We start from the raw sequence: 8,310 nt of genomic DNA, 5'->3' as shown, positions 1-8,310 counted from the left end.
TGTTCGTCGCCACCTGCGCGCTGCCGCAGCAGATCGTTTCCGACGAGGCGGGCGTTCCCGGTGAAGAGCCGGGCGCAGACCTGTCCTGCGGCGAACTTGGCCGCGTCCGGTCCGTCGAGGCAGTGCGTCCGGGCCAGATCGTCTTCCGCAATGCCAGCCGCCAGCCGATCGAGGTGAACTGGATCGACTATCGCGGTGGCGAGCGGCCCTATGCCCGTCTGGAGCCGGGGCAGATCCTGGAACAGCAGACCTATGTTTCCCACGCCTGGACAGTGCGCGGCGGTAACGGCGAATGCCGCGGCATCTATGTGACCAAGACGCCGTTCCGGGAAGTCGTCATCAAGGGCGCAGCGAATTTCGCTCCTGCCGGCGGTGGTGGTTTTAACGGTTCCTTCGGCGGTCAGGGCGGTTTTCAGAACGATCAGTTCAACAACGGTTTTCCGGCAGGTCCCGTTCCGCCAGGCGATATCGGCGGGCTCGATCAGCCGAATACCCGGCAACAGACCGCCCGCGCAAATGTCTTCGACTATCTCTGCACGGCAGGGATAGACCTGAATGTGGTCTTCTCTCCGGACGGCCAGACGGCGACGGTTGCGGAAATGGGCTATGGCGCGGTCACGCTGCAGCGTCAGGGCAGCGCCAACACCTTCTACTACGAAGCCCAGGGGCATGTCCTGAAGGGACAGCTTCAGAACGCCACCTGGTCCAGGCCCGGACTCAGGGACGTCTTCTGCGCCCGCAGGTAGAATTACATGTATTTATAGTTGTGTTTTTCGGTGATTTCTAGCTCGATTTACTTCTGTCGCAAATGGAGATGAAAAATTACCTTTGTCAACTTTGCATAAGAAAAAGATACTATAGCAAATTCAAAGAATTTTCTTTGCATTTAGCTTTTTGATTAATGTTTCGCCGTATCCTCACCCGGATCACAAATTTCGGGTGAAAAAACATGTCCTTCACACGCTGGCCCCTGGCCTGGAAAATCAGCACTCCCGTCGCCGTCATCGCCGTCTTCACGATTGCCCTGGCAGCTATCGCCCTCGGTTCGCTGAAAGACGCCATGCTCGCGGAACGTCTTGCGAAGATCGAGGATATTGCGAACACGGCAAAGACCGTAGCGGTGCGTTATCACGAACTGGAGAAGTCCGGCACGCTCACACGGGAAGAGGCCCAGGGCCGGGCCATCGAGGCGATTTCCGCCATGCGCTTCGAAAACGGCGAAAACTACATTTTCGTCTTCGACAACAAGTCGGTCACCATCTCACACGCGAAGGCCAGCCTTATCGGCAAGGACCTGTCCGGCCTCAAAGACGCCAACGGCGTTCAGATCATTCCGGAACTGGTCAAGCTGGCCAAGGCCGGTGGCGGCAATCTGCAGTACCTGTGGCCGCGCGCGGGAGATGACGAGCCCGTTGAAAAGTGGGGACATGCTGTCGGGTTCGAGCCCTGGCAGTGGATGCTTGGGACCGGCGTTTACATCGACGACCTTGAAGCCGCCTACTGGCAGCAGGCGGTCCTGATCGTCCTGCTGACGCTTGCGGGCGCGGTGATCGCGGGCACGGTTGCCTTCTTCGCCATCCGCAGCCTGGTACGCCCGCTGCGCGCGCTGACCCACAACATGAGCACCCTGGCCGATGGCGACACCGATATTATCGTCGAAGGCGCGGATCGCGGAGACGAGATCGGGCAGATGGCGGCAGCGATGGAAGTTTTCGTCGCCAATGAAACCAACCGCCGCAGGCTGGAAGACCAGCAGCGCGTGGCGCGTGAGCAGGCCGCCCGCACCGGTGAGCAGGTCCGTGACCTCAGCCAGGACTTCGACAGCCAGATAACCGATCTGATGCATACCATCGAACAGTCCGTTGACCGCCTGAAGGCGTCGTCTTCGGAAATGATGACAGGCGCGGAGCAGACGACCGAAAAATCGGGTATTGTCTCGGCCTCCTCCGCACAGGCCTCCGGCAACGTGGAAACTGTTGCCGCCGCAGCGGAAGAACTGTCCGCATCGGTCAACGAGATCCGGCGTCAGGTCCAGTCCTCCAGTGAAATCGCCGCCAAGGCCGCGCAGGAGGCCTCGGCCACCAACGAGCGCATGCACGGCCTGTCGGAAGCCGCGGGCCGCATCGGGGAAGTCGTGACGCTCATTCAGGCGATCGCGGAGCAGACCAATCTCCTGGCTCTGAACGCTACCATCGAAGCCGCACGCGCGGGGGAAGCCGGCAAGGGCTTTGCCGTGGTCGCGGCCGAGGTGAAGGAACTGGCGACGCAGACCTCGAATGCGACCGAAGAGATTTCCAGCCAGATCTCGGCCATTCAGGGCGAGACGGAACAGGCCGCGGGCGCCATCGGCTCGGTGACGGAGATCATCAACAACATGAACGAGATCGCCTCCTCCATCGCCTCCGCCGTCGACCAGCAGGGCGCGGCAACGCAGGAGATCGCGGTCAACGCACAGCAGGCCTCCCAGAGCTCCGTGGAGGTCAGCAGCACCATCCAGGGCGTTTCGAACGCGGCGGAGAACACCAAGGACGCCGCGCAAACCGTCGATCTGGCGGCAGGCGAACTGGAAACCAACGCGGCGGATCTGCGCGGCAAGGTCACAGCCTTCCTCGACACCGTGCGGAAGCTGACCACGCAGGAAAACCAGGCCGCCTGAGCGGTACGGCAAGCAACAGGGCGCCCGCGGTTCGATCAGGGCCGCGGGTGTCTTCTTGCGTAATCGTCAGATCTTGCGCAGGGCGACCTTGGAAATCATGTGGCTGGAGTCCTTGGACAGGATCAGGTCCGCCCTCGGCCGTGTCGGCAGGATGTTTTCCTTCAGGTTGACGAGGTTGATCTCTCGCCAGATCCTTTGCGCGGTGTCCACCGCTTCCTCATCCGTGATGCGCGAATACTTGTGGAAGTAGGATCCGGGATCGCGGAAGGCGGTTTCCCTGAGGCGCATGAAACGGTCGACATACCATTGCTGCAGAAGGTCCTCGTCCGCGTCGATATAGACGGAAAAATCGAAGAAATCGGAGACGAAGGGCACGGCCCGGCCGTCCTTGGGCAGTTCACGCGTCTGCAGCACGTTGAGGCCTTCGACGATCAGGATATCCGGCCGGTCGACGGTCACCGTGTGGCCGGGCATGACGTCATAGTAGAAGTGCGAATAGACGGGCGCGCGCACGAGACGTTTGCCGGCCTTGATGTCGGACAGGAATTTCAGAAGCCGGGGCCGGTCGAAGCTTTCCGGAAAACCCTTCTTGGTCATCAGGCCTTCGGCTTCCAGGATCGCATTGGGAAACAGAAACCCGTCCGTTGTGATCAGGTCCACCTTGGGGCTGGCGGGCCAGCGGGCCAGAAGCTCGCGCAGCACGCGCGAGGTGGTCGACTTGCCGACGGAAACGGACCCGGCGACGCCGATGATGAAGGGGGTCTTGCCGTCCCGGGTTCCGAGAAAGTTCTGCGTTGCCTGATAGATGCTGATCGTGGCTTCCGCGTAGAAGGCCAGAAGGCGGGAAAGCGGCAGGTAGATGGTCTCGACCTGTTCGATGGAGACCGGGGCGTTCAGGCCCTGCAACTGCGCCACTTCGTGCTCGTCGAGCGTCATTGGCGTGTCGGCGCGAAGGCGTGCCCATTCCCGTTCGGTGAACACCTGATACGGGGACAAATCCATGTCCAGGGCCGTAGCGACTTTCTGATCCATTTCAATCGCAGTCCCTGCTGCGCGGCGAAAGGCCGGAACCTATGCGGGTGTCAGGGCCCAAACCCTATTCTTGCGGACGGGAGGCCTTTTCTTCCAGACCGGTCTGCCCCGTGCGCTTTTGAAGTTCCTTCATAACATCCCCAAGCGGAACCTTGGACACGTTTAGAACCACCAGCAAATGATAAAGAACATCAGCGGCCTCGGCCGTCAATTCTTCCCGGTCGTCCCGGACGGCGGCAATCGCCGCCTCCACCGCTTCTTCCCCCAGTTTCTGGGCGCATTTGGCAACACCCTTGTTCACGAGCTTGCGCGTATAGGATTTTTCATCCGCGCTTTTCGCACGTGCAGCAATAATGGCGTCCAGATCGTCCAGTGTGAACTTGTTCATTTGGCTAATGTCCGGGTGCGGGAGTAAAGGGGCGTCAGGTGTCCAGGCGCATCGGCACGCCGGCACCGTTCATGTGCTGCTTGGCTTCCTGGATCGTGAATTCGCCGAAGTGGAAAATGGAGGCGGCCAGCACGGCGGTCGCGTGGCCGTCGCGCACGCCCTCCACCAGGTGGTCCAGGTTGCCGACACCGCCAGAGGCGATGACGGGCACCGGCACGGCGTCCGCGATCGCCCGGGTGAGAGCGATGTTGTAGCCGGATTTGGTGCCGTCGCGGTCCATGGAAGTCACCAGCAGCTCGCCGGCGCCAAGCTCCACGACTTTCCTTGCGAACGCGACCGCATCGATGCCGGTTGCATTGCGCCCGCCGTGGGTGAAGATCTCGAACCTCTCCGGTTCGCCCGGTTCGTTGACCTGCTTGGCGTCGATGGAGACGACGATGCACTGGGCGCCGAATTTTTCCGCCGCTTCCCGGACGAAATCCGGATTCTTCACGGCAGCGGTGTTGATCGACACCTTGTCGGCCCCGGCGATCAGCAGCTTGCGGATGTCTTCCACGGTGCGCACGCCGCCGCCTACGGTCACCGGCATGAAGCAGGCTTCCGCGGTGCGCCGGACGACGTCATAGATCGTGTCGCGGCCTTCGTGGCTGGCGGTGATGTCCAGAAAGCAGAGTTCGTCGGCCCCGGCGGCATCATAGGCCTTGGCCGCTTCCACCGGATCGCCGGCGTCGACCAGATCGACAAAGTTGACGCCCTTGACGACACGGCCGTCCTTGACGTCGAGACAGGGAATGACGCGGGCTTTCAGGGTCATGATGCATTGCTCCGCTTGGCCAGGATCAGCTCCATCGCTTCCTTCGGATCGAGGCGGCCATCATAAAGCGCCCTGCCGGAAATCGCACCTTCCAGGATGGCGCAGTCCGGTTCCAGCAAGCGGTGGATGTCGTCGATGGAGGCAAGGCCGCCAGACGCGATGACAGGGATGGAGACCGCGCGCGCCAGCTCCAGCGTCGAGGGAATGTTGAGGCCCTTGAGCACGCCGTCCCGGTCGATATCGGTATAGATGATTGCGGAGACGCCCGCATCCTCGAAGCGCTTGGCGAGATCGATGGCCGTCAGTTCGGAGGTTTCCGCCCAGCCCTCGACCGCCACATGGCCGCCCTTGGCGTCGATGCCGACGGCCACCTTGCCCGGAAATTTCCGGCACGCCTCTTTCACCAGCTCCGGATCGCGCACGGCAACGGTACCGAGGATCACCCGCGTGATGCCCTTGGAAACCCAGGTCTCGATATGATCAAGCGTCCTGATCCCGCCACCGAGCTGAACCGGATTTTTCGTGGCTGCCAGAATGGCATCGACCGCGGCGCCATTGACGCTTTCGCCGGCAAAGGCCCCGTTCAGGTCCACCACATGCAGCCATTCGAAACCCTGGTCTTCAAAGGTCTTCGCCTGGGCGCCTGGGTCGTCGTTGAAGACGGTCGCCTGGTCCATGTCGCCGAGTTTCAAACGGACGCACTGGCCATCCTTCAGGTCAATGGCGGGAAAGAGGATCATGCTTTTCAGTTTCCTTCCACGATGACGATTTCGCCATCGGCAACTTTCTGGCGGATTTTCACCGCTTGCTGGTATTCGGGCGAATTATAGCAATCGACCGCATGTTGGAAGCTCGGAAACTCGATAATGACGTTCCGCGCCCGGCCGGGACCTTCAATCGCGTTGGTCTTGCCGCCACGGGCGAGGAAATTCGCTCCGAAGCGCTCGAAGGCCGGTTTTGCCGTTTCGACATACTCCGGATAACCGTCCGGGTCGCGCACATCCACGCGGGCAATCCAGTAACCTTTGCTCATCAAATGTCTCCCAACTTGTTATCAGGTCCCGACCCCGGGATCAGGGATTCCAGTCCAGGAAATTGGCGATCAGGGAAAGTCCCAGCCGCTGGCTCTTTTCCGGGTGGAATTGCGTGCCGATCATGTTGTCCTTCGCCACCATGGCAGTGAAGGTGCCGGCATAGTCGAAGGTTGCCAGCCGGTCCGCCTCGCTGGCGCAGGCAAAGTGATAGGAGTGCACGAAATAGGCGTGCAGCCCGTCGGGACCCGTGTCGATGCCGTCGAAGACGGGATGGCCTTCCGGCCTCACGTCGATGGTGTTCCAGCCCATGTGCGGGATCTTCAGCGACGGATCGGCGGGTTTCATTTCGGCGACGTCGCCGTCGATCCAGCCGAGGCCCTCGACGGTTTCGAATTCCAGACCGCGGCTGGCCATTAGCTGCATACCGACGCAGATGCCGAAAAACGGCTTGCCGTTCTCGCGGACCGCCTCGTTCAGGGCTTCCGGCATGCCCTCGACGGCCCAAAGGCCGCGCTTGCAGTCGGCGAAGGCGCCGACGCCCGGCAGTACGACACGGTCGGCCTTGCGGACACGATCCGGATCGGCGGTCACGATCACGTCCGGCATGTGGGCATGGGCGCGGGCCGCGCGCTCGAATGCCTTTTCCGCCGAGCGCAGGTTGCCCGAACCGTAGTCGATAATTGCGATTGTCATTGACGGGTCTCCGGACCGAGGGTCAGTCCCACAACCTGCTCGCTGCCGACCCTCGGGACGATCGGTGCGGGAGCCGGGCGCTGCCGGTCGTTACGTTTTTCAGCCGGGGCGGTGTCGCCGGCTGCCTTGAAGATGAAACGAAGCTCGGCTTCCTGACGGTTGGAGGCCTCCACGAGAGCGACCGTCCGCCAGCCCTTGCGTTCCAGCGACCAGCGCCTGAGCGCCTGCGCCTCGAAGCCGAAGAGAAGGGCGATGGTCACGCTGATCACCGCCATGGCCACTTCGCCGGCCGACAGGGCAATCAGCTCGATGACAAGTGTGACCGCGAGATAGCCGAGCAGTACCAGCCACATGCGATGGAACAGCAGCCACAGAACCGAAAAGAAGAAGGCCGCAAACGAAAACCGGTCCGGCACGAAGGCAAGCCGGTCGGTCTGGCGGGGATCACCCGCCAGGTTCTCGTATTCGGGTGGAGCCATCACGACATAGGTGCTCATGGGCTCTTCCTATCCTAGATCCTAGCCGCCGAGCTGGCCTTTTGTGGTGGGGACGCGGTCCGCCTGCCGGGGGTCGATCTCGACCGCCTTGCGCAGGGAGCGGGCCACAGCCTTGAAACAGGTCTCGGCGATATGGTGGCAATTGGAGCCGTAAAGATTGGCGATATGAAGAGTGATCCCGGCATTCATGGCGAATGCGCGGAAGAACTCCTCGAACAGCTCCGTATCGAAGTCGCCGACCTTGTCCCGGTCGAAGGTGACGTCCCAGACCAGAAAGGCACGGCCGGAGACGTCCAGCGCGCAACGGGTCAGGGCTTCGTCCATGGCAAGATGTGTGTCGGCATAACGGGTAATGCCGGCCATGCCGCCGAGCGCCTGCGACAGGGCCTGGCCGAGCGCAATGCCCGTGTCTTCGACCGTATGGTGAAAATCGATATGGGTGTCGCCGTCGGCACGGACCTTCATGTCGATCAGCGAATGGCGTGACAGTTGCTCCAGCATGTGATCGAAGAACCCGACGCCGGTCTGAACGTCATAGGCGCCCGTTCCGTCCAGATTGATCTCGACGGAGATGCGGGTTTCCTTGGTATCGCGCGATACACTGGCTGTGCGCATGTGCTGATGTCCTCTAAAGGCTTTTGGGATCCGTGCCCAGGTAGAACCGGCGGTGTTGTAGCAGCCTGAACCGCCTAAGAAAATAGCCACTTGTACCTCCCCCGGTACGGTTGGCCTTTCCCGGGGGCGCCACCGGCTTGCCTGCGCACCGGTCCCGGCGGCCGGAGGACGCCTCTTCAGGCCGTTCGGGCCGCAGGGTGCTGGCGCGCATCCGCCCTTGGTGATATGGACGGGACGCCTTCCCCCAAGATCAAGGAGCACACCCATGCCGACCAGCCCGTTCGCCCCGAAAACCGCTCTCGATCGCCTGATGGTCGCGCTGGATGTTCCGACCGTTGCGGAGGCGGAAACGCTGGTCAAGAGGACCGAAGGCAAGGTCGGCGTCTACAAGATCGGCATGGAGCTGCAATTCGCCGGCGGGCTGGAATTCGCGCGGGATCTGGCGGCTAGCGGTCACAAGATTTTTCTGGACGTGAAACTCCACGACATCGACAACACCATCACCAAGGCGGTCCGGAACGTCGCCAAGATGGGCATGACCTTCATGACCTTGCACGGCTATCCCAAAACCATGCGCGCGG

General features: G+C 61.7%; 10 protein-coding genes and 1 pseudogene. 3 read left to right on the top strand and 8 right to left on the bottom strand.

The features are described from left to right. Together ACQY7U_RS14730 and ACQY7U_RS14725 are read left to right on the top strand one after the other, a co-directional pair. Positions 1-746, top strand: a pseudogene (locus tag ACQY7U_RS14730) (hypothetical protein); the annotation flags it as partial. A gap of 203 nt (positions 747-949) precedes the next feature. After that, the gene (locus tag ACQY7U_RS14725; RefSeq protein ID WP_428645650.1) at positions 950-2,656 is read left to right on the top strand and encodes a methyl-accepting chemotaxis protein; all 1,707 of its coding nucleotides are present in this window, start codon (positions 950-952) and stop codon (positions 2,654-2,656) included. A 66-nt stretch (positions 2,657-2,722) separates the two neighbouring features. Here ACQY7U_RS14725 and coaA read toward each other — a convergent pair whose 3' ends face one another. The 8 genes from coaA to hisB all read right to left on the bottom strand — a co-directional run bounded on the left by coaA (position 2,723) and on the right by hisB (position 7,729). Then, complete coding sequence (gene coaA, locus ACQY7U_RS14720; RefSeq protein WP_428645648.1) at positions 2,723-3,688, bottom strand: type I pantothenate kinase; 966 nt, start codon at positions 3,686-3,688, stop codon at positions 2,723-2,725. A 64-nt stretch (positions 3,689-3,752) separates the two neighbouring features. Beyond that, positions 3,753-4,076 carry a phosphoribosyl-ATP diphosphatase gene (locus ACQY7U_RS14715; protein ID WP_428645647.1) on the bottom strand — a complete coding sequence of 108 codons (324 nt, stop codon included), beginning with the start codon at positions 4,074-4,076 and terminating at the stop codon, positions 3,753-3,755. A 34-nt stretch (positions 4,077-4,110) separates the two neighbouring features. Next, positions 4,111-4,890, bottom strand: coding sequence for an imidazole glycerol phosphate synthase subunit HisF (gene hisF, locus ACQY7U_RS14710; protein WP_428645646.1), 780 nt, complete (start codon positions 4,888-4,890; stop codon positions 4,111-4,113). Then, a complete protein-coding gene (hisA, locus tag ACQY7U_RS14705; protein WP_428645644.1) occupies positions 4,887-5,630 on the bottom strand; it encodes a 1-(5-phosphoribosyl)-5-[(5-phosphoribosylamino)methylideneamino]imidazole-4-carboxamide isomerase in 744 nt (247 codons plus the stop codon). The genes hisF and hisA overlap by 4 nt, the downstream gene beginning before the upstream one ends. Before the next feature lie 5 nt (positions 5,631-5,635). Beyond that, on the bottom strand, positions 5,636-5,923 hold the full coding sequence (locus tag ACQY7U_RS14700; protein WP_428645642.1) for a DUF1330 domain-containing protein: 288 nt from the start codon (positions 5,921-5,923) through the stop codon (positions 5,636-5,638). A gap of 40 nt (positions 5,924-5,963) precedes the next feature. Then, on the bottom strand, positions 5,964-6,617 hold the full coding sequence (hisH, locus tag ACQY7U_RS14695) for an imidazole glycerol phosphate synthase subunit HisH (protein ID WP_428645641.1): 654 nt from the start codon (positions 6,615-6,617) through the stop codon (positions 5,964-5,966). Then, the gene (locus ACQY7U_RS14690) at positions 6,614-7,114 is read right to left on the bottom strand and encodes a DUF2628 domain-containing protein (protein WP_428645639.1); all 501 of its coding nucleotides are present in this window, start codon (positions 7,112-7,114) and stop codon (positions 6,614-6,616) included. Before ACQY7U_RS14690 ends, hisH begins: the two co-directional genes overlap by 4 nt. Positions 7,115-7,135: 21 nt before the next feature. Further along, positions 7,136-7,729 carry an imidazoleglycerol-phosphate dehydratase HisB gene (hisB, locus tag ACQY7U_RS14685; protein WP_428645637.1) on the bottom strand — a complete coding sequence of 198 codons (594 nt, stop codon included), beginning with the start codon at positions 7,727-7,729 and terminating at the stop codon, positions 7,136-7,138. A gap of 265 nt (positions 7,730-7,994) precedes the next feature. Between hisB and ACQY7U_RS14680 the strand changes: the two genes are divergently transcribed. Then, positions 7,995-8,310: orotidine 5'-phosphate decarboxylase / HUMPS family protein (locus ACQY7U_RS14680; RefSeq protein WP_428645636.1), on the top strand; the 316-nt coding region annotated here is incomplete at its 3' end.

Origin of the sequence: Roseibium sp., from assembly GCF_050301095.1 — a bacterium.
In the GTDB taxonomy this organism is placed as follows: Bacteria; Pseudomonadota; Alphaproteobacteria; order Rhizobiales; family Stappiaceae; genus Roseibium.
The sequence above is the reverse complement of the archived record's forward strand: the minus strand, read 5'-3'. Positions and strand labels throughout refer to the sequence as shown.